The organism is Streptomyces radicis, from assembly GCF_003626575.1.
Taxonomy (GTDB): domain Bacteria; phylum Actinomycetota; class Actinomycetes; order Streptomycetales; family Streptomycetaceae; genus Streptomyces; species Streptomyces radicis.
The window spans coordinates 77,407-98,434 of record NZ_RBDY01000017.1 but is presented as its reverse complement, the minus strand read 5'-3'; the positions used below and the strand labels follow the sequence as shown (position 1 = coordinate 98,434).

Sequence of the window (21,028 nt, the reverse complement as noted above, 5' to 3'; positions counted from 1 at the left end):
GAAGACGCCGGGCGCGCCTCACGCCTCGGGGCGGCCAGGGGCGGGGTCGATGTCGAACTCCCCGTCCCTGGCGCCCAGGACGAACGCCTCCCACTCGGCGGGCGTGAACCGCAGCACGGTGTCGGGGTCCTTGGAATTGCGCATCCCGACGCCGCCGCCAGGGAGATAGGCGATCTCCACCTTCTCGTCCTCGGGGCCGCCGGGCGCGCTGAGCCACTCGACGCCCGAGATGTCCCGGGAATACAGCTCGTTCTTCTCGCGCTCCTTGCGCGCGGCGATCTCTTCGGGCGTCTCGGTCGCGGCCATCGGCGGGGCCCCCTTCATCCGGTCGGGTCGACGGGCCGGAAGAACGCGTGCCCGTGCCGGGATCGTAACGCAGCGCACCGACACCGGTACGCCGGGGCGGCGGGCCTCAGCGGGTGCGCAGCCACCACTCGGCGCCGAGCACCAGGACGAACCCCGTGACCAGCACGGCCATGCCGAGCCTCGTCCTGCCGCGCCTGCTCATCTCGATGACGGCGCCGGAGAGGATGAACGCCGCGCCGTACAGGCCGACGGACCGCAGGGATGAGCCATCGCCGAGCTGGAGGACGAGCACGACCGCCATGGCCGCCATCGCCACCCCCGCGATGGCCATCCGCAGCCGTCTGGCCTGGCGCGGGGTAAGGCCCCCCTGTGTCGAAGTCACGACAGCAGCATAGGCGTTCGCCCAGCGTGCGCGTCAGGGAACGGTGCGGTGCACGTCGACTTTCACGGCGGGTCCCGGGGAGGCGTCCGCGATCCAGGGCCCTTCGGTCGAGGGGTCGACGATGCCCTCCTCGAGCCACGTGTGGTCGGCGGCGAGGACGGCCGCGGCCACGGTGTGGTCGGTCGCGTCGGTGTTGTGCCACAGCAGCGGGAAGAGGTCGTCGACGCGGACCCTGGCCTGGCGGCAGAAGGCGTCGGCGAGCTGGTACGCCTCGCGGCCGTGATCGCCGTTGGAGCGCAGGCGTTCGGCGTGGACGCACGCCGCGGTCATCGCGAACAGCTCGGCGCCTATGTCGACCACGCGGCCGAGGAAGCGCTGCTTGGCGTCCATGCGGCCCTGCCAGCGGGACATGCCGTAGAAGGTGACGCGGGCCAGCTTGCGGGCGCCGCGCTCGACATAGCGCAGGTGGGCCGCGAGGTTGGGGTGCCGGGAGATGTGGAAGTCGCCGTAGGAGAGCGGGAGATGGCCGCGCCCGGTGGTGAGGGAGGGCAGCCAGCGGGCGTAGAACGAGCCCGCGGCCGTCGCCGCCCTGCGCTTCCTGGTGAGCGAGGCGTCCGGGTCGACCAGGCCGCCCGCCACCCGGAGATGGGCGTCCACGGCCTCGCGGGCGATGAGCAGCCGCAGGATCTCGGAGCCGCCCTCCACGATGCGGTTGATCCGCAGGTCCCGCAGCATCTGCTCGGCGGGGACGCCGCGTTCGCCCCGGGCGGCGAGCGAAGCGGCGGTCTCGAAGCCGCGCCCGCCGCGCAGCTGGACCAGCTCGTCCGCCATGCGGCAGGCCATCTCGCCGCCGTAGAGCTTGGCGAGGGCGGCCTCGATGCGGAGGTCGGCGCTGCCCTCGTCGGCCAGCTCGCCGGTCAGGTCGACGACGGCTTCCAGGGCGAACGTGGTGGCGGCGATGAACGAGACCTTGGCGCCGACCGCCTCGTGCTCGGCGATGGGCTTGCCCCACTGGACGCGGGCGCGCGACCACTCGCGGGCGATCTTCAGGCACCACTTGCCCGCCCCGACGCCGAGCGCGGGCAGGGCGAGGCGCCCCGTGGTGAGCGTGGCGAGGGCGATCCGCAGCCCCTCGCCCTCGGCGCCTATGCGGTGCGCGGCGGGGACGCGCACGCGGTGGAGGCGGGTGACGCCGTTCTCGATGCCGCGCAGGCCCATGAACGCGCTGCGGTGCTCGACCGTGATGCCGGGCGAGCCCGCCTCGACGACGAACGCGGTGATGCCGTGGTCGGGCACGGAGGCCATGACGAGCAGCAGCTCGGCGATGACGCCGTTGGTCGTCCAGAGCTTGACGCCGTCGAGCACGTAGTCGTCGCCGTCGCGCACCGCGGTGGTGGCGAGGCGCGCGGCGTCGGAGCCGACGTCGGGCTCGGTCAGCAGGAACGCGGAGATCGCGCCCCCCGCGCAGCGCGGCAGGAACGCGCGGCGCTGCTCATCGGTGCCGAAGAGCTCCAACGGCCGTGGCACGCCGATCGACTGGTGCGCGGAGAGCAGCGCGCCGACGGCGGGGCTGGCCGAGCCGACGAGGGCGAGCGCGCGGTGGTAGTGGACGTGCCGGAGGCCGAGGCCGCCGTACTCCTCGGGGATCCTCATGCCGAACGCGCCGATGCGGCGCAGCCCGTTGATGACCTCGTCGGGGACGCGGGCCTCGCGCTCGACGAGGCCGCCGTCGATCTCGGTGGCGCAGAACGCCCGCAGCCGGTCGAGGAACCGCGCGGCGGAGCGCTCGGTCGCGCGGTCGGGCTCGGGGCGGGGATGGAGGAGGTCGAGGCGCAGCCGACCGAGGAACAGCTCCTTGGCGAAGCTGGGCCCCGACCAGTCGGGCGGCCTCGCGGCTTCGAGGACCCGGCGGGCTTCCCGTTCCGAGACGGTCATCATCACACCTCGCCCCATGGAGGACTCCACTGCGTGTGTACCCGTTTTTCCGTGCGGTGACGCCCTGCTGACACGCTGTCGCCCACGGTCGCGAAGTCCGGTGCGGCGGTGGCGCGTCGACGGGCTATTGAAGCGCTTCGACACATCTATGGACATGGCACGCCGCTCGGTCTAGGGTCAACGCGGTCGCCCTGTCATCCGCTGTCGAAGCGCTTCACATCCGCCCTCGCGCGGCGCGCGCTTTCCCGGCGGCGCCGTCCCTCACCACAGCACGGGAGAGCCGATGGTCACCCTCGCCGAGGTCGCCAGGCACGCGGGCGTCTCCGCCAGCACGGTGAGCTATGTCCTCAGCGGCAAGCGGACGATCTCGGCGCCGACGAGGGAGCGCGTCGAGCGCAGCATCAGGGAGCTGGGCTACCACCCCAACGCGGGCGCCCGCGCCCTGGCCAGCAGCAGGTCGAACATCATCGCGCTCATGATGCCGCTGCGGACCGACATGTATGTGCCGGTGATGATGGAGATCGCCATCGCGGTGGCCACCACGGCGCGCGAGCGCGGCCACGACGTGCTGCTGCTGACCGGGCACGAGGGCCCTGAGGCGGTGCGGCGGGTGGTGGGCAGCGGCCTCGCGGACGCGATGATCCTGATGGACGTGGAGCTCGAGGACCGCCGCCTGCCGCTGGTGCGCGAGGCGCCGCGGCCCGCCGTGCTCATAGGGCTGCCCGCCGACACCGGCGAACTCACCTGTGTGGACCTGGACTTCACCGCCACCGGGCGGCTGTGCGTGGACCACCTGGCCGGGCTCGGGCACCGGGACGTGGCGGTGGTCGGCGAGGCGGCGGCGGTGTACGAGCGGCGCACCGGGTTCGCCGAACGCACCCTCCAGGGCGTGCGGGAGCGCGCCACGGAGCTGGGGGCGCGGGTGCTGCACCGGCCGTGCGAGGGCAGCTACGAGTCGGTGGCTGGCACGCTGGCGCGGGTCTTCGACGAACGGCCGTCGACGAGCGCGGTGATCGTGCAGAACGAGGCGGCCATCGGGCCGTTGCTCGGGCTGCTGCGCCAGCAGGGCAGGGCCGTTCCCGAGGACATCTCGGTGGTGGCCGTGTGCCCCGAGCAGGTGGCCACCTCCCAGTCCGTGGCGCTCACCTCCGTGGCCATCCCGGCGCAGGAGATGGGGCGGCGGGCGGTGGAGCTGGTGATGGCCAAGCTCGACGGCGCCGGTGGCGCCGTGCCCGCACGCGTGGAGTTGCTGCCGCCCCGCCTGACGACGCGTGCGAGCACCGGGCCTGCGGCCCGCTGACAGCCGCCCACTGCCGGAGCGAACGACGGCCGGACGGCGGCCCCCCGGGCGTTTCGTGCGGGGCCCGCCGGGCTTGACCGCGTGCGCGGTCGGGGCTCCGGCACGGGGCGCGCCACGTGCGGGACGGTGCGGTGTCGCCCGGGGGGCGGACGGCCCGCCCGGCGAGCCCCGGGCGCTTCGCGCGGGAGCCACCACACCCGGACCGGCGGGCGCCCCGCCCTGCGCGGAGCGCCACAAGGTCGGGCGGCCGGGGGCCACCGGGCCCGGCCGCGTGCCCGGTCCCGGCACGGGGCGCGCCACGCAGGGACCGGTGCGGTGTCGCCTGGGGGGGGCGGACGGCCCGGAGCCCGACGGCCCGGCGGGGGCCCGGGCGGCCACCGGCCTGACCGTGCGCCCGGTCCCGGCACGGGCGCGCGCCGCGTGCGGAACGGTGCGGTGGGGCCGAGGGCGGATGGTCCGGTACTCGGCCGCCCAGCCGGTACCTGGGCGCTTCGCGTCGGGGCCGCCGATCCGGACCGCGTGCGCGGTCCGGAACGGGGAAGCCCACGCACAGCCTGGCTGTCATGCCCCACTCGCCGCCCGGCGCGGGGGCGCCGGGGGGCCCGCCCCCCTGCTCAAAGGGGGGCGGGTGGGTGGGGGTTCACCCCTCGGTGACCTCGAAGTTGTTCGTCGTGAACGTCAGGCCGCCCGCCGACGACGTGATCTCGTAGCCGAACTGGACGTCCCCGATCACCTCCGACGCGCTCATCCAGCCCTGCGCGGTGATCCAGTCCAGGATCGGGACCAGGTCGATGTCGCCCCGGCTCGAGTCGCCGTGGCGCAGGAACGAGTAGACGTTGTTGCTGCCGTTGCTGCCCGTGTAGACGTCCCACGTGTGGCCGCCGAGGGTGGCCGTGCCGACCTGGGTGCCCAACGGGCCGACCGGGCCCGTCCAGTTGAGCCACAGCATGATCTCGTGGTCGTAGTCGTCGTCCCACAGGTCGAACGTCGTGTTGTACGCGCCCGTCGACGGCACCGTCACGTCGTAGGTGGCGGACAGGGAGTCGATCGCGGAGATCGGCTCGCCGACGATCCACTTGGCGTTCGGGTAGGACTTGATGCCGCCGGTGTTCGGGTGGTCCGCGGTGACGGACCACCGGGAGCCGGAGTCGGCCTCGATGCACTGGGTGCCCGCGCCCGAGCCCCAGATGTTGTTGTAGACGATGTAGCCGTCGCTCGACTGCCAGTTGCCCCACTGGTCGCAGGACTCCCAGACGGCGGTCGGGGTCGCGGGGCCCGCGGCGAGGGCGGCGGTGAGGAGGGGGGCGAGGATGTTCATGTGCGGCTCCCTTGGGTGTGGGGGGTCAGGACGGCCACCCCGTGGCCGTCGAGCGTGAGGGTGGCCGGATGGGTCGTGCCGGTCAGGAGGTCCGTGTGGGGGGCGGACAGGGTGACGGCGGCGGGGGCGCGGGTGTGGTTGAGGACGAAGAGCAACGCCCCGCGCCGCACCGCCTCCACGCCGTCGGGGGCGTCGGCGAGGGCGGGCGCGACGCCCGCGTCCCGCGCGGCGTCGGCCAACAGGGCGGCGAGCGCCGCCGGTTCAGGCAGGGTCGAGACGTACCAGGCGGTGCCGTCGCCGTGGCGGTGGCGGGTGATCGCGGGGCGCCCCGCCAGCTCGCCCTCGGCATAGCGGGCGACGGTCGCGGCGCCCGACGGCTCGACGTCCTCGCTCCAGACCGAGCCCGCCGTGCCGTCGTCGAGCCCGACCGTCGCGCCGGGGTCGAGCGGCCACCACTCGTGGACGGCGGCCAGGCCGAGCGCGGCGCGCAGCCGGGCGTCGGTGCCGCCCTCGCGCACCCGGTCGTCGCCGTCGACGACGCCGGTGAAGAAGCCGCACACGAGCGTTCCTCCGTCACGCACCCAGCGGTCGAGCCCCTCGAGTGCGGCGTCGGTGAGGAGCGGCAGATGCGGGATGACCAGCATCCGGTAGGCGTCGAGCGGGGCCTCGGGGTGGGCGAGGTCGCACGTGAGGTTCCGGCGCCACAGGGCGTGGTGCCAGGCGGCGAGCAGCTCGGGGTAGCGGACCTCGGCCGAGGGGCGGCCCGGCTGGTCGGCTGACCACCAGGCGTCCCAGTCGTGCAGGACGGCGATGTCCGCGTGGGTGCGGGTGCCCACCGCCGGTGCCAGGCACGGGAGTTCGGCGCCCAGGGCGCGTATCTCGCGGTGGACGCGGGAGCGTGGGCCGCTGTGCGGGAGCATCGCCGAGTGGAACTTCTCGCTGCCCTGGCGCGAGGCGCGCCACTGGAAGAAGCACAGGGCGTCGGCGCCGCGGGCCACCGCCTGGAGCGACCACAGGCGCATCAGCCCGGGCGGCTTGGGGCGGTTGACGGGGCGCCAGCTGACGGCGGACGCGGCCTGCTCCATGAGCGCCCAGGGGCCGCCCGCCTGGGAGCGGGTGAGGTCCTGGACGAGGGCGCCGTGCGCGGGGCCCGCCGGGTCGTCGTGGGGCGCGGCGGGGTCGGGGTAGATGTCGACGGAGACGACGTCCTCCTCGGCGGCCCAGCGCCAGCCGTCCTGGCCCGCGAACAGCGGCATGAAGTTGGTGGTGACCGGGACGCCGGGGCTGTGGGCGGCGACGATGTCGCGCTCGGCGGTGAAGCACTCGAGCAGCGCGTCGCTGGTGAAGCGGCGGAAGTCAAGGCGTTGGGCGGGGTTGCCGAGGTAGGGGGCGCGGCGGGGCGGCAGGATCTCGTCCCAGCCCGCGTAGCGCTGGCTCCAGAACGCCGTGCCCCAGGCGGAGTTCAGGGCGTCGAGCGTGCCGTACCTGGCGCGCAGCCAGACGCGGAAGTGGGCGGCGGTGGCGTCGCACCAACAGGCGGTCGCGTACTCGTTGTTGATGTGCCACAGGCGCAACGCCGGGTGCGCGGCGTAGCGCCGGGCCAGGGCCTCGCTGACGCGGGCGGCGTGGTCGCGGTACTCCGGCGAGGACGCGCAGAACTGGTTGCGCGAGCCGTACCACAGCACCGTGCCGTTCTCGTCGCGCGGCAACGTGCCGGGGTGGCGGGCGGCGAGCCAGGGCGGGGGCGCGGCGGTGGGGGTGGCGAGGCACACGCCGATGCCCGCGCCGTGCAGGAGGTCGAGGACGCGGTCGAGCCAGCCGAACTCGTAGGCGCCGGGGGCGGGTTCGATGGTGGCCCAGGAGAAGACGCCGACCGTGGCGAGGGTGACGCCCGCCTCGCGCATGAGCCTGACGTCCTCGGCCCACACGCTCTCGGGCCACTGCTCGGGGTTGTAGTCGCCCCCGTAGAGCAGCCGCCCCCTGGTGGCGTCGTGCAGGCCGACCATGGTGCGCTCCTTCCCGCCGCGATGTCCCGGCCCTCGGTGTCCCTGGCACGCCTCAGCCCTTGATGGCGCCGATGAGCATGCCCTTCTTGAAGTGGCGCTGGACGAACGGCGAGAGCACCGCGACCGGCAGCAGCGCGAGCACCATGACGGCGGTCTGCACGGCGATGCTGGGGATCTGGCCCGTGCCGATGACCTGGGCCATTCCCGCGGGGCGCTCGTTGCCGATGACGATCTGCTGGAGCACGTTCTGGAGCGGCAGCTTCTCCTGGTCGGTGAGGTAGATGAACCCGGCGAACCAGTTGCCCCAGTAGGCGACGGCGTAGAAGAGGGAGATCACGGCGAGCACCGCGCGCGAGAGCGGCAGGACGATCCGCCACAGGATGCGGAACTCGCCCGCGCCGTCGATGCGGGCGCTGTCGATGATCTCCTGGCCGACGTTCATGAAGAACGCCCTCAGCACCAGGATGTTGAAGACGTTGACGGCCATGGGCAGGATGAGCGCCGCGTAGGTGTTCATCAGGCCGAGGCTCTGGATCAGCAGATAGGTGGGGATGATCCCGGCGCCGCCGAAGAACATCGTGGCGAGCAGCGTGAACAGGATCGGCCGGTGCCAGAGCGAGCCGAGGCGCGACAGGCCGTACGCCGCGAGCACGGAGACGGCCATGCTGAACGCCGTGCCGACCACCGTCACGCCGATCGAGACGACCATCGCGCGGGAGACCTCGCCCCCGCTGAGCAGCTCGCGGTAGGCGTCGAGGGTGACGCCCCGGGGCCAGACGACCAGGCCGCCGGTCTCGGCGATGGTGCGGGCGTCGGAGACGCTGGTGACGACCACGATCCACAGCGGGAAGAGGATCGCGAGCAGCGCGATGGCGAGGATGGCGCCCTTGGCGGTGAGGCCCACGCGGGTGGGTGGCTCCTCCCACGCGGGGCGCCTCCCGCTCCGAGGCGCGCGCCCTCCGGCTTCGGGACCCGTGGCGCGCGTGGCGGTGGCGTTCATCGGCGTGCGTACACCCCCTGTTCGCCCATCGCGTGGGCGACTCGGTTGGCGGTCAGGACGAGCAGCAGGCTGAAGACGCCCTTGACGATGCCGATGGCCGCCGCGTAGCTGAAGTCGCCGCCCTCGATGCCCCGGTGCCAGACATAGGTGTCGAGCACCTCGGCGGCTCCTGGGCCCACGGCCGTGCGCTGGATGAGGTACTGCTCGCCGCCGACGGTCAGCATGTTGCCGACCTGGAGGACGAGCAGCAGGGCGATCACCGGGCGCAGGGCGGGCAGGGTGACGTGCCACATGCGGCGCCAGCGGCCCGCGCCGTCCACGGCGGCGGACTCGTAGAGCTCCTGGTTGACCGTGGAGAGCGCGGCGAGGAAAACGATGATGCCCCAGCCGGCGTCCTTCCACATCACCTGGGCGGTGATGAGCCACTTGAAGAAGCCGGGGTCGGTCATCAGGTCGAAGCTGTCGGCGAGCCCCCAGTCGCGCAGCAGCTGGGCGACAAGACCGGCGCCGCCGAACATCTGCTGGAAGACGGTGATGACCAGCACCCAGGAGAAGAAGTGCGGCAGGTAGAGGACGGCCTGGGACCAGGCCCTGACCTTGCTGTGCAGCACGCTGTTGATGAGCAGGGCGAGGGCGATGGGGACGGGGAAGTAGAACAGCAGCTGGAGCGAGGAGAAGACCAGGGTGTTGCGGACGGCGTTCCAGAAGTCCCGGTCGTCCAGGAGGCGTTCGAAGTTCTCCAGGCCCGTCCACGCGCTGTTCGCCATCGAGTCGAGGAAGCCGTCGCCCGCGTAGGGGCTGTAGAACTGGAACGCGATGACGTTGCCCGCGATCGGGATGTACGCGAAGACCACGAGCAGCGCGACCGCGGGCAGCGTCATCAGGATCAGGGCGCCGTCGCGGCGCAGCCGGTGCGTCAGGCGCGTCCCGCCGCGCCGCCGCTCGCCAGGGGCGGGGGCGTCGGGCGGCGCGTCGGACGCGTCGGGTGGCGCCTCGACGGGCGGCTCGGCGAGGCGCTGGTCCCCCGCCACCGTCAGACGCCTTCCGTGTCGAGCAGCTCCTGGTAGAAGTCGCGCAGCTCGTCGCCGCCGTTGCGGCGCCACTCGGCGACGGCGTCGCGCAGGTCGTCGATCGACTGGCGGCCGCGGACGACGTCGTCCTCCAGGTCCTCGAAGCCGTCGTTGAGGTTGGTGAGCCGGGCGGGCTCCTGGATCTGGCGGCCGTGGAAGAGGCCGTCCTGGACATACGGCAGCTGCCTGGCCTGCCACCCCGTCCAGTCCTCGACGACCTCGGGGGTGTCGGGATGGGCGATCACATGGCCCGCGGTGGCGATGAACGGATAGGTCTCGGGGACGACTTCCTCCTCGCCCTGCGGGGTGCGGGTGGGCAGGCCGCCGTCCAGGGTCCAGTGGGTGCCCTCGATCCCGTAGGCGCGCAGGCGCTGTTCGCGGGTGCCGTAGGGCGCGGCGGTGAAGTCGGCGATGTGGAGCGCCTCGCGGACGCGCTCCTCGGAGAGGTTCTTGTTGACGAACGTCCAGATCCCCGCGCCGTTGGCCGCGTACAGCACGGGGTCGTTACCCCCGGCGCCGAAGTAGTCGAAGGCGTTCATGTGGAAGTCGGGGTTGGCGGCGCGCTGTTCGACGGTGGTGACGTGCCATGTGCCGTCGCCGGTGTTCCAGATGAGCGACTCGCCCGCGGTGAAGCGCTGCGCGGCGTCGCCCGAGACGGCGACCGCGTCGGGGTGGACGACCTCGGCCGCGTAGAGGGACCTGGTCCACTCCAGGGCCTCGAGGTAGGCGTCGGTCTCATAGCGGTTGACGAGCCTGCCGTCGTCGCCGCGCGTCCAGTAGCGGGGCTTCTCGGGGAGGACGCCGAAGATGATGAACGCGGACCACTTCATGTCCTCGCACGCCCACACCCGGTTGCGGGCCGAGGTGATCTCCCGGCAGAGGTCGAGGAACTCGTCGGGCGACGTGGGCGGTTGCCAGCCGTTGGCGTCGAAGACGTCCTGCCGGTAGTAGGGCACGACGCCGCCGATGGTGGGCGCGGGCATGGGCAGCCCGCGCAGCGCGCCGCCGAAGACGGAGGCCTCCCAGGCGGGGGTGGGGATCGCGGCGAGATTGGGGTAGTCGAGGACGGCGTCGCCCGAGAGGTAGGGGCCGAGGTCGGCGAAGCGGCTCGCGATGGCCTGCGGTATCTGCCCGGTCAGCTCCCACCCCGGCACGCACACCAGGTCGGGGATGTCGCTGCCCGCGAGCACGGCGCCGAGCTTCTCGCCGTAGGTGTTGCCGTCCTGCGTCTGCCAGTCGACGCTGACGCCGATGGCCTCGTCCATCGCGGTCCAGAACGCGTTGCCCCGGGAGGGCGGGGTGCCCCACAGCGGGGTCATGGCGCTGAACGAGCCGCCGCCGCCCCGGGGTTCGGGCACCGAGACGCCCAGCTCGCCGGTGGGGAGCCAGGTGGTGTAGCCGGGGCTCGCGCCGTTCTCGCCGGGGATGTCGGGGGCGACGGCGGACTCGGAGGCGCGGAACGTCGGGAGGATGTCGCGGAGTTGCTCGTCGCTGGCCCGGCCCTCGCCACCGCCACCGCCGCCCCCGTCGCCACCACAGGCGGTCAGCAGCGGAAGGCCGCCCGCGGCCGCCGCCGCCACCGCCGCCGATGAGGCGAGAAAGCGTCTGCGGCTCAGTCCTGACGGGGAGTTGGGCATGGCGGCAACCCTTCGTGGCTGGCGACGGCGCAGGCCGGAGCGCCCCCAGGTGAAGCGCTTCGATGTCCGCTGAGGCTAGGGCGGGTCAGCGGGCGGCACAAGCCCTGGGACGGCAGAAAAATGGGCGCGCTCCCATGCGCCGTCGGCCCGGAGTCGGGCCCCGAAGATCCCGGGAAACCGGCCGAAGTTGACGGACGGTCCCTTGACAGGACGAGCACGGGAAACCAGCATCGAAGCGCTTCGAAGACGGCCGTTCGCACCGTGGGACGCGTGGGCGGCGCCGCACCCTTCGCAAGCGCCGCAAGCCGCCGCCGACTCCGGGACCGCCCGTGACCGCAAGCCCCCCGCCCAGCCCCCCGCCCTTCCGCGACCCCGGCCTCGGCGTCGAGGCCAGGACCGCCGATCTGCTGGCGCGGCTCACGCCCGCCGAGCGGATCTCGATGCTCCACCAACACGCCCCCGCCGTCGAGCGGTTGGGCATGCCCGCGTTCCGCACCGGGCAAGAGGCGCTGCACGGGGTCGCCTGGATGGGCCGGGCCACCGTCTTCCCCCAGGCGGTGGGGCTCGGCGCCACCTGGAACGACGCCCTGCTGCGCCGCGTCGGCGAGGCGGTGGGCCGCGAGGTCCGCGCGATGCGCGCCGCCGACCCCCGGGTGGGCCTCAACGTCTGGGCCCCCACGATCAATCCGCTGCGCCACCCGCTGTGGAGCAGGAACGAGGAGGGCTACGCCGAGGACCCGCGGCTGACCGCCGCGCTCGCCACCGCCTACACGCGCGGCCTGCGCGGCGACCACCCCGAGCGCTGGCGCACCGCGCCCGTGCTCAAGCACTGGCTGGCCCACAACCACGAGCGCGACCGCGACACCGCCTCCACGTCGCTGCGCCCGCGCGTGCTCCACGAGTACGAGCTGCCCGCCTTCCGCGGCCCCGTGCGCGCGGGCGGCGTCGCCGGGGTGATGCCCGCCTACAACCTCGTCAACGGCCGCCCCAACCACCTCTCCCCCCTGCTGGCGAGCGCCCTGCGCACCTGGACCGACCTGCCGCTCGTGGTCTGCTCCGACGCCTACGCGCCCAGCAACATCGCCGGTTCCCAGGGCTATCTCCCCGACCACGAGCAGGGGTTGGCCGCCGCGCTCACCGCGGGCGTGGACAGCTTCACCGACCACGGCACCGACGCCGCGCCGACGGTGGCGCGGCTGACCGCGGCGCTCGGACGCGGCCTGATCACCCGGGCCGACATCGACGCCGCGGCCGCGCGGCTGCTGGCCCTGCGCATCCGGCTCGGCGCGTTCGACCCCGGCCCCGACCCCTTCGACGACGAGGCCGCCTTCGACACCCCCGAGCACCGCGCGCTCGCGCTGACCGCCGCCGAGCAGGCGGTGGTGCTGCTCAAGAACGAAGGCCTGCTGCCGCTGCGCCCCGGCACCCGGGTCGCCGTGGTGGGGCCGCTTGCCGACGAGGTGAAGCTCGACTGGTACAGCGGCGCGCTGCTGCGTCGCACCACCCCGCTGGCCGGGCTGCGGGCCCACCGGGGCGTCGCGTCGGTGGAGTTCGCGGAGGGCGCGGACGTCGTGCGGCTGCGGATGGCGAGCGGCTGGGTCACCGTGCCGGAGGCCGGGGACCAGGACGCCGGGGCGGGCGGCCAGGCCGCCGCGTTCGACCCCGCGCTGCTCGGCGGCCGGACCGACCTGCCGCCGCTGACCGTCGGCCGGGCCTCGGGCGCCACGTCGTTCACCCTGACCGACTGGGGCGATGGCGTGCTCACGCTGCGGGCGCCCGACGGGCGGTATCTGTCGGTCGCCGACGACGCCAGGGTGCGGGCCTCGGCTGAGGCGCCGGGCGGCTGGGTCGTGCGGGAGACGTTCACGCTCGAGCCGCACGGCGACGCGCATGTGCTGCGGCACCGGGGCAGCGGCGGCCTGGTGGGCGTGGCCGAGGGGGAGCTGACGGTGGGCGAGCGGGGCGAGCCCCTCCACGTCGAGACCGTCGAGCGCGGCGAGGACGCGGTGCGGGCCGCGGCCGGGGCCGCGGATGTCGTCCTGGTGGTGGCGGGCAACGACCCGCACATCAACGGCCGGGAGACCGAGGACCGTTCGACGCTCGCCCTGCCCCCTCGCCAGGAGGCGCTGTGGCGCGCCGCGCACGCCGCCAACCCCCGCACCGCGCTCGTGCTGGTCTCCTCGTACCCGTATGCCGTGCCCGAGGCGGACGCGGCGCTGCCCGCGCTGCTGTGGACCGCGCACGGCGGGCAGGCCGCGGGTGAGGCGCTGGCGCGGGTGCTGTGCGGGGACGTCTCGCCCGGCGGGCGGCTGCCCCAGACGTGGTACGCGCGGGACGAGGACCTGCCGGAACTCCTGGACTACGACCTGATCACGGCGCGCGCCACGTATCTCTACCACGACGGCGCGCCGCTCTACCCGTTCGGCCACGGCCTGTCCTACACGACGTTCGGCTACGCGGGCCTCGCGGCCGAGGTCGTGGACGGGACGCTGACCGCCACCGTGACCGTGACCAACACGGGCGCGGTGGCGGGCGACGAGGTGGCGCAGCTCTATCTCTCCGCCGTCGCGCCGAGCGTGCCGCGCCCGCACCGCTGGCTGATCGGGCACCGGCGGATCCATCTGGCGCCGGGCGAGAGCCGGGAGGTGACGTTCGCCGTGCCCGCCGACGAGGCGCTGGGCTTCTGGGACGTCGCGCACGGCCGCTGGTGCGTCGAGCCCGGGGCCTACACCGTGGCCGCGGGCGCCTCGAGCCGCGACCCGCGGGCCACCGCCGAGCTGACCGTGGACGGCGAACGCCCCGGGCCGAGGCCCGTGTCGACCGCGGGGCTGGCCGCGGCCGACTGGGACGAGAGCGAGGGCACCGAACTCGTCGACACCACACGGGTGTCGGGCGACGCCGTGGCCGCGGGCCCCGACGCTCCGGGCGAGCTGCTGTTCCGGCGCTGCGACTTCGGCGCGGGGGCGCGCGAGGTGCGGCTGCGCGCGGCCCGCGCCGAGCCGGGGAGCGCCACGGTCGAGCTGCGCGTCCCCGGCACCGGCTGCCGCGTCACGCTGCGCGTCCCGTCCACCGGCGACCGCTACGCCTGGACGACGGTGACCGCGGAGCTGCCCGAGCCGCCCACGGGGGTCCATGACCTCCGCCTGACCCTGAGGGGCCAGGTCAGGGTGGACCGGCTGCACTTCAACTGAAAGGTGAACGACTACACTCCGGCGCGATGAGAACGTACGGAATGCTGCTGCTCCCCTCCCACAACCGGGTCTACGCCCGCGCCTCCGTGGACCTGGCCAGGGCGGAACTGCTGGTCATCGGGGACGCGTTGCTCGGTGGCAGGATCCGGGACGTGGCCGAGACCGCGCTCGCGGGGGTGCCGTACGTGACCTTCGCGACCGAGGAGCCGCTGACCGAGGGTGAGGTGGCGGCGCTCGCCAACCTGTCGTCGCTCTACGCCCTGTTCGAGATCGAGGACGGCCGACTCGCGCCCGTGGAGCTGACCCGGCTCGACACGTTCGGCAGCGAGCTGATCACGATCCAGAAGTACCCGGGCAAGACCAACGAGGACTTCACCAAGCTGCTGCTCAACGTGACCGCGATGGCGTGCGCCGACCCCGAGCGCCTGCTCAGGCGCGAGCTGCGGGTGTTCGACCCGCTGTGCGGCCGGGGCACCACGCTCAACCAGGCGGTGATGTACGGCCTCGACGCGGCGGGCGTCGAGCGCGACGGCAAGAGCTTCGACGCCTACGCCGCCTTTCTGCGCCAGTGGCTCAAGAACAGCAGGCTCAAGCACCGCGCCGAGATCACCACCGTGCGCCGCGACCGCAGGTCGCTCGGCCGCCGCTTCCATGTCGAGCTCGGCGCGACCAAGGAGTCGTACAAGCGGGGCGAGTCCATCGACGTCACCATGGTCAACGCCGACACCGCCGCGAGCGGCGACTTCTTCAGGCCCGCGTCGTTCGACCTGATCGTCACCGACGCGCCCTACGGCGTGCGGCACGGCGCGACGGCGCGCGCCGAGGTCTCGCGCAGCCCGATGCCGCTGCTGACGTCGGCGCTGCCGGTGTGGACCCGGCTGCTGCGGCCCGGCGGGGCCATCGGCATCGCGTGGAACACCCTGGTCGCGCGCCGCTCCGAGCTGACCTGGCTGCTGGCCGACCACGGCTTCGAGGTCGCGGACGGCGAGGCGCACCAGGGCTTCCGCCACCGGGTGGACCAGGCGATCGTCCGCGACCTCGTGGTGGCCCGCCTCCCCGCGGGCCGCGACCGCGCGGCGGCGCCCGCGCCTACAGCTCGAGACCGGTGAGCACCATCACCCGCTCGTAGGTGTAGTCCTCCATCGCGAACCGCACGCCCTCGCGCCCCACGCCCGACTGCTTCGCGCCCCCGTAGGGCATCTGGTCGGCGCGGTACGACGGCACGTCGCCCACCACGACGCCGCCCACCTCGAGGGCCCGGTGGGCGCGGAACGCCGCGTGCACGTCGCGCGTGAACAGGCCCGCCTGGAGGCCGAACCGCGAGGCGTTCGCCGCCGCGTAGGCCGCCTCCTCGCCGCTCACCCGGGTGAGGGCCATGACGGGCCCGAACACCTCCTCGGTGGCCACCTTGGCGTCGGTCGGCACGCCTTCGAGCACGGTCGGCACATAGCTCGCGCCCTCCCGCGCGCCCCCGGTGAGCACCTTCGCGCCCGCCTCGGTCGCCTCGTCCACCCAGGACTCCACGCGCCGGGCGGCGTCCTCGTTGATCAACGGGCCCACGTCGGTGGCCTCGTCCGACGGGTCGCCCGTGACCAGCGCCTCCACCGCGGCGATCAGCCGGGGCACGAGCCGGTCGTACACCGCGTCGTCGGCGATGACCCGCTGGACCGAGATGCAGGACTGCCCCGCCTGGTAGTTGGAGAACGTGGCGATCCGCTGCGCCGCCCAGTCGAGGTCGGCGTCCGAGGCGTAGTCGGCCAGGACGATCGCCGCGCCGTTCCCGCCGAGCTCCAGCGTGACGCGCTTGCGCGGCACCGCGTCGCGGATGGACCAGCCGACCGGCACCGAGCCGGTGAACGAGATGATCGGCAGCCGCTCGTCCTGGACGAGCGCGGGCATCGCGTCGTTGGGCACGGGCAGCACGCTCCACGCCCCGGCGGGCAGGTCCGTCTCGGCGAGCAGGTCGCCGAGCAGCAGCCCGGAGAGCGGGGTGGCGGGCGCGGGCTTGAGGATGATCGGGACCCCGGCCGCGAGGGCGGGCGCGACCTTGTGGGCGCACAGGTTCAGCGGGAAGTTGAACGGCGCGATGCCGAGCACGGGGCCGTAGGGGACGCGGCGGGTGAGCGCGAGCCGCCCCGTGCCCCCGGCGTCCGCGTCGAGGCGCTGCGCGATCCCGCCGTTGAACCGCCTGGCCTCGTCCGCCGCCCAGCGGAACACCGAGACGCAGCGCGCCACTTCGAGGCGCGCCCACTTCATGGGCTTGCCGTTCTCCGCCGAGATGAGCCGCGCGATCTCGTCCGCCCGCTCGCCCACCCGGCGGCAGACCAGGTCGAGCGCGGCGGCGCGCACATGCGCGGGCGTCGCGGCGAACGCGTCGGCCACGGCCGCCGCCGCGGCCACCGCCTCCTCCGTCTGCGCCGCGGTGGGCACGCCGACCGAGCCGACGGCCGAGCCGTCCCACGGCGACGTGACCTCCACGGTGCTCTCGCCGGTCGCCTCCCGGCCCGCGAGCCAGAACGGGCGCGGGGATCCAGTCGTGGTCATCGCGATGCCGCCTTCCGAGGTAGTCGCTTCCGCTTCCCGCCTCCACGGTAGGCGCTGGGCGCCCGCGGCGATGTTGTCCGCGGTGTCGCAAAACGCGCCCCGCGCGCGCCACCCCGGCGTCTGGCCCCGCCGCTCGGCGGCTGCCGCCCGGGAGATGCCGCCCGGCGGACAGCCCTCGGGAGGTGCCCCTCGGGAGGTGACCCTCAGGAGGTGCCGAGCGCGGTGCGGTCGGTGGCCTTGAGCGCCAGCCACAGCTCCATGCGGACGTCAGGGTCGTCGAGCGAGCGCTCCAGGATCTCCTCGACGCGCCGCATCCGGTAGCGCAGCGTGTGCCGGTGCACCCCGAGGTCGGCCGCCGCGGCGTCCCACTGCCCGTGCCGGGCCAGCCACGCGCGCAGCGACGCCACCAGGTCGCCCCTGCCGTGCTCGTCGTGGTGGCGCAACGCGCGCAGCATGCCGTCGGCGAAGGCGCGCACGGCGTCGTCGTTGAGCAGGGAGAGCACCGTGCCGGTGGCCACGTCCTCGTGCTCGACCAGCGCGCGCCCGCGGCGGCGCGCCACCAGCAGCGCCTCGCGCGCCTGCTGGTAGGCGGCGTCGGCCGAGGCAGGCCCGGTCGGCGCGGACATGCCCAGGGCCAGCGCCACCGCGTCATGGCCCGCGGCGAACGCCCGGCACGCGGCAAGGGCGCCGCCGCCGTCCGACGCGAGCAGCACCAGGCCGTCGCCGTCGGGGGCGGAGAGCACCGACTCACCGGCGCGGGTGGCGGCCGACTCGGCGGCGGCACGGAGGGATTCGAGCGCCTTGGGCTCCCCCGCCGCGACCAGCACGCGCAGCGGGGCGTCGAGCAGCCCGCCGTAGAGCTGCCCCGCCACGGCCCTGGCGTGGTCGGGCTCGCCGCTGAGCAGCATGCGCAGCACCGCCGCGCCCAGCCTGGCCTCGGCGCGCCGGTAGGCCCTGGAGCGCTCGGTCAGCAGGGTCAGCACGGCGACGGCGGACTGGACGGCGTACCGCTCGCCCGTGCCGAGCGGCGCGTCGGTGCCGACCGCGAGCGCGGCGCGCGGGACCTGCCCTGTGCCGATGGTCTGGAGCTCGACGCGGTCGTCCTCGGGCCCCGCGGCGCAGACGACGCTCGCGGGCGCGGGCCGGTCGCCGAGGCGCCGCACCTCGGCGGTGAGCCGGGCGGCGCGGCGCATCGCCCAGCCGGGGGCGACGGCGGTGACCGCGCCCGAGAGGTCGTAGAGGGCGGCCCAGCCGCCCACGTGCCCGGCCAGCCTGGCCAGCAGCGCCTCGGGCCGGTCGCCGGAGAGCGCGGCCCTGGTCAGCTCGCGCTGGGCGGCGAACCCCGCGGTGACCGCCCGGTACTGCTCGGCGGCTATCGCGGCCGAGACGACCTTGCCGATCGCGATGAACGGCGTGCGCCGCGGCACCTCGAGCAGCGGGAGCCCGGCCTCCCGCACGGCGGCGAGCAGCGCGGGCGGCACCTCGGGGTGGTTGACGCCGACGCCGAAGGCCAGGCCGACGACGCCCGCCTCGGCGAGCCGCGCGGCATAGGCACGCGTCTCGGCCTCGTCGTGCACGGCCAGGTGCGGCCCGGTGGTCAGCAGCAGCTCCCCGCCGTCGAGCCAGGGGGTGGGATCCGCGAGCTCACTGGCGTGCGCCCAGCGCACGGGGGTGTCCAGCCGGTCCTCGCCCGTGAGCACGCCGAGCTTGAGCGAGGTGTGCTGGACGAGTGAGGCAAGCGTCGGGTGCATGGATCACCTTGAGGGCGCGTAGCGACACGTCACCTCACCGTACAGCCAGGGGTCGCGGCCACTCGATCCCGCCCGGGGCATATGCGGCCGGTGCCCGACCGTTGTCGGACACCCGCGGGGACGTTTCCGCATGGCTCGGCGGGAGGGTCAGCCGAGGCGCACCAGGGTGGGCGGGCCCGGCTCGCCCGAGACGGTGGTCAGCGAGATCACCGCGTGCCGGGGCGGGACCCGGTGCGCCAGCTCGGAGGCGGACCAGCGCTCGCGCTCCACGCGACGCACCGTCACCGCGTCCACCGTGGTGTCGCGCCCCGTGGCCAGCTTGCGCACCCCGCGCACCAGGCGGCGCAGCCCGCCGCCCGCGCGGTCGGGGGTGCGGGTGGTCTCCACGTCCTCCCGCCACTCGGTGCCCCAGGCGCGCGCGAAGTGCTCGGCGTCCCACGTGGTGACGCCGGAGAACGCCATGCGGCAGCCGACCGCGCCGAGCAGCCCGGCCCGAAGGTCGGCCGGAACGTCGTCGAGCGTGCGCAGCGCGAGCACCACGCCGCCGTTGGCCGGGCGCAGCTGCGTCAGCCCGCGCACCGTGCCCCGGGTGATCGCCGCGGTGGCGTCGTCGAGCACGAGGCACGCGAAGAGCGAGCGGTCGGGGCGCGCGGTCACGGCCGCCGTGAACTGGGCGAGGATCAGCCGCGTGATGATCCGGCCCGCCTCCGCGTGCCCCCTGGCGGGCAGGTCGATCCGCACCCGCAGCGGCCTGGTCAGGGCGCTGAGCGAGAACACCTCGGGCCCCCGGGCCCCCGGCGCGGCGTGGGGCGAGAGCCCGGCGCGGTCCACCAGGGCGAGCCAGTCCGCGAGATGGGGGCCGAGGTCGTCGGGCCGCTGTGCCTGCCGCCGCCGCGCCTCGAGGTCGCGGCGCTGGTCGGGGGCGTGGTCGAGGCGCTCGTGGAGGGTGCGAAGCAGCGCGGGCGCGCCGTCCAGCATGGCACGCAGCTCGGCAAGACCCGGCAGCCGCCCGAACGCCGCGTAGTAGGGGCCGATGAGCTGGCTCAGCACCGCGGCGGCGTCCCTCGGTTCCACGCGCGAGCCGCCCACCAGGGCCTCGGCCAGCAGCGCCGCGGCGCCGTCGATGTCGGTGGCGCCGCCCCACAGGTCGAGCCGGTAGGCGCTCGCCGGGTCGCCGACGCGCAGGATGACGTCGAACGCGTCGTCCGGGCCGAGCGAGCTCGACGCGCTGCCGACGGCGACGACGGTGGCCTGGTTGGCGAGGGCCTGGAGGCACAGCGCCTCGGTGACGGGCCTGATGACGCGTCCGGTCTTGCCGGATCCCGGCGGGCCCACGGCGAGCAGCGACGTGCCGAGCACGGCCGGGTCGAGGGCGACGTCCTCGCCGCGGTAGTCGTACGGGTTGCGCTCCTCGTCGGGGGCGTGCCCGATGCGGACCTGACGCGTCAGCAGGTCGTGCCGCGCGGTGCGGACCGTGAGGTCGCGGTGGCCCGAGGCATGCGGGAACGCGCCCGCGCCCTGGGCCTCGGCGGCGGCGGCGAACGCGGGCAGCTCGGTGGGCCTGGCCCTGACGGCCTGCCACGCGTGCTCGATACGGGCGTAGTCGAGGTCGGACATGGCGCCCGACCTGGCGTCATCGGCGAGCCGGTCGGCGGCGCCCTGAGCCCCCGCGCGGCGCAGCGCCGCCCACTCGGTCAGCCCGGCGCGCGGCACGATCTCAGTGCCCGTGACGCCCGGCGCCCCGGCCCGCGGGTCGCGGCGCTCGCCGGGGCGCACGCCGAAGCGGATCCGCCGCGGGATGGCCCGCAGGTCGCCCAGGGACCACACGCCGACGAGCAGCAGCAGCGTGAACAGGGCGTAGTAGATGTTGTAGGCGACCCGGTAGGTGAGGGTGTCGCCGTCCTCCCACCATGTGTCGGGGACCACGAGGAAGAGCGGCTCGAGCCACAGCATCCAGTTCCCGGTGAAGCACGCCATCCAGATCACCCCGCCGATCAGCACGGCGAGCAGCTGGCGGCGGTAGGTGGCGACCCAGCCGAAAGGGGAGGCCACCGCGGACCACGCGCGGCGCATCGGCGCGGGGGCGTAGCGGCGCCACACCTCGGGCCCGTGGCCCAGCCTGCCGAAGACGCAGATGAGCGCGAGGGCGAAGAGGATGTCGTAGATCTGCATGGTCGTCTGCCAGGCGACCAGCACGTCGTCGGCGGTGGCGTTCTCGGGGAGGTGCTCGGGGGCCACGCGCCAGTGCTGGGGCGTCACCCAGATCGCGGGCCAGGCGTAGAAGTCGAGGTAGGTGAGGCACAGGGAGTACAGCGTCCAGCCGCAGATCAGCGCGAGCAGTGCGGAGCCCAGCAGCTCACGGTCGCCCAGCCTGCTCGGGTCCTCGGGCGGCTTGGGGACGTGCCCGGGGCGCCACACCCCGGGCCTGGCCGCGGGCCGTGGCGTGCGCATCCAGCGCACCAGCGGCGGGGCTTCCGGCTCGGGTGGGCGCCGGGGCGCGGGCGGGGCACCCCCGACAAAGGGGACGGCCTCGCGGTCCCCCCCTGGCGTCTGCCGCGCGTTCCACGCGCCATTGCTGTTCATGCGGT

Annotated in this window: 14 protein-coding genes; 3 read left to right on the top strand and 11 right to left on the bottom strand. The window is 74.5% G+C overall.

The features are described 5' to 3' along the window. Window positions 1-18 precede the first annotated feature (18 nt). The 3 genes from D7318_RS21005 to D7318_RS20995 all read right to left on the bottom strand — a co-directional run bounded on the left by D7318_RS21005 (window position 19) and on the right by D7318_RS20995 (window position 2,641). Window positions 19-306: a DUF397 domain-containing protein gene (locus tag D7318_RS21005; protein ID WP_120698671.1), complete on the bottom strand. Its 288-nt coding sequence runs from the start codon at window positions 304-306 to the stop codon at window positions 19-21. Between the two features lie 106 nt (window positions 307-412). After that, window positions 413-688 carry a hypothetical protein gene (locus D7318_RS21000; RefSeq protein ID WP_120698670.1) on the bottom strand — a complete coding sequence of 92 codons (276 nt, stop codon included), beginning with the start codon at window positions 686-688 and terminating at the stop codon, window positions 413-415. 33 nt (window positions 689-721) lie between these two features. After that, window positions 722-2,641, bottom strand: coding sequence for an acyl-CoA dehydrogenase family protein (locus D7318_RS20995; protein ID WP_120698669.1), 1,920 nt, complete (start codon window positions 2,639-2,641; stop codon window positions 722-724). Window positions 2,642-2,906: 265 nt separating this feature from the next. Here D7318_RS20995 and D7318_RS20990 point away from each other — a divergent pair, with 265 nt between their 5' ends. Then, complete coding sequence (locus D7318_RS20990) at window positions 2,907-3,923, top strand: LacI family DNA-binding transcriptional regulator (protein ID WP_120698668.1); 1,017 nt, start codon at window positions 2,907-2,909, stop codon at window positions 3,921-3,923. Between the two features lie 640 nt (window positions 3,924-4,563). Here the strand turns inward: D7318_RS20990 and D7318_RS20985 are convergent. From D7318_RS20985 to D7318_RS20965, 5 genes are read right to left on the bottom strand one after another with little or no spacing between them, the layout of a single operon-like run. Further along, on the bottom strand, window positions 4,564-5,241 hold the full coding sequence (locus tag D7318_RS20985) for a GH12 family glycosyl hydrolase domain-containing protein (protein WP_120698667.1): 678 nt from the start codon (window positions 5,239-5,241) through the stop codon (window positions 4,564-4,566). After that, window positions 5,238-7,247 carry a beta-galactosidase gene (locus D7318_RS20980; RefSeq protein WP_120698666.1) on the bottom strand — a complete coding sequence of 670 codons (2,010 nt, stop codon included), beginning with the start codon at window positions 7,245-7,247 and terminating at the stop codon, window positions 5,238-5,240. Before D7318_RS20980 ends, D7318_RS20985 begins: the two co-directional genes overlap by 4 nt. A 52-nt stretch (window positions 7,248-7,299) precedes the next feature. Continuing rightward, a complete protein-coding gene (locus D7318_RS20975; protein ID WP_120698665.1) occupies window positions 7,300-8,247 on the bottom strand; it encodes a carbohydrate ABC transporter permease in 948 nt (315 codons plus the stop codon). Continuing rightward, window positions 8,244-9,284 carry an ABC transporter permease gene (locus tag D7318_RS20970; protein ID WP_183091540.1) on the bottom strand — a complete coding sequence of 347 codons (1,041 nt, stop codon included), beginning with the start codon at window positions 9,282-9,284 and terminating at the stop codon, window positions 8,244-8,246. The genes D7318_RS20975 and D7318_RS20970 overlap by 4 nt, the downstream gene beginning before the upstream one ends. Continuing rightward, window positions 9,281-10,954, bottom strand: a complete 1,674-nt coding sequence (locus D7318_RS20965; RefSeq protein ID WP_120698664.1) for an extracellular solute-binding protein — start codon at window positions 10,952-10,954, stop codon at window positions 9,281-9,283. Before D7318_RS20965 ends, D7318_RS20970 begins: the two co-directional genes overlap by 4 nt. A gap of 329 nt (window positions 10,955-11,283) precedes the next feature. Here D7318_RS20965 and D7318_RS20960 point away from each other — a divergent pair, with 329 nt between their 5' ends. Further along, on the top strand, window positions 11,284-14,145 hold the full coding sequence (locus tag D7318_RS20960; protein ID WP_230423941.1) for a glycoside hydrolase family 3 C-terminal domain-containing protein: 2,862 nt from the start codon (window positions 11,284-11,286) through the stop codon (window positions 14,143-14,145). A gap of 26 nt (window positions 14,146-14,171) precedes the next feature. Next, window positions 14,172-15,254 (top strand): TRM11 family SAM-dependent methyltransferase, encoded by a 1,083-nt coding sequence (locus D7318_RS20955; RefSeq protein WP_120698663.1) that lies wholly within the window; start codon window positions 14,172-14,174, stop codon window positions 15,252-15,254. On the opposite strand, the gene D7318_RS20950 is transcribed toward D7318_RS20955, so the two are convergent. The 3 genes from D7318_RS20950 to D7318_RS20940 form a co-directional block, all read right to left on the bottom strand. Continuing rightward, window positions 15,235-16,689: an aldehyde dehydrogenase family protein gene (locus tag D7318_RS20950; protein WP_120698662.1), complete on the bottom strand. Its 1,455-nt coding sequence runs from the start codon at window positions 16,687-16,689 to the stop codon at window positions 15,235-15,237. The two genes, D7318_RS20955 and D7318_RS20950, sit on opposite strands and share 20 nt — an antisense overlap. Before the next feature lie 203 nt (window positions 16,690-16,892). Continuing rightward, entirely contained in the window at window positions 16,893-18,440 is a 1,548-nt protein-coding gene (locus D7318_RS20945; RefSeq protein ID WP_120698661.1) for a PucR family transcriptional regulator, read from the bottom strand. Between the two features lie 147 nt (window positions 18,441-18,587). Next, window positions 18,588-21,023 (bottom strand): type IV secretory system conjugative DNA transfer family protein, encoded by a 2,436-nt coding sequence (locus D7318_RS20940; RefSeq protein ID WP_230423939.1) that lies wholly within the window; start codon window positions 21,021-21,023, stop codon window positions 18,588-18,590. Window positions 21,024-21,028 lie beyond the last annotated feature (5 nt).